At 60.2% G+C, this 254-nt stretch carries 1 pseudogene; it reads right to left on the bottom strand.

The window, feature by feature from the left end:
* Positions 1-128 precede the first annotated feature (128 nt).
* A pseudogene (locus tag D7X74_RS42540) lies at positions 129-254 on the bottom strand (helix-turn-helix domain-containing protein); the annotation flags it as partial.

The following is a 254-nucleotide window of genomic DNA, read 5'->3' as shown; positions in this document are numbered from 1 at the left end:
GCTTCTCCTCCGCCGAGTACCGGCGACGACGCCTGCTCTCCTCGGCTCCCTCTTGGATTTTCTTCTCCATCGTCAGACTCGCTTTCTAGCTGAACGAGCCTGTCCGACTCTTCAGGGGGCTACACCACAGAACGCTGAAGCCGACGCGCAATCGCACGAACTCCGAGGCGCTGAGCGTGGAGAATCGCGACTTCTTCTCGTTCGGCGAACGAGAGGTACCGCCTCGACAACTGGGCCAGCTTGATTGAGGGCAT

Source organism: Corallococcus sp. CA047B, assembly GCF_003612065.1.
Classification (GTDB): Bacteria; Myxococcota; Myxococcia; order Myxococcales; family Myxococcaceae; genus Corallococcus; species Corallococcus praedator.
The sequence above is the reverse complement of the archived record's forward strand: the minus strand, read 5'-3'. Positions and strand labels throughout refer to the sequence as shown.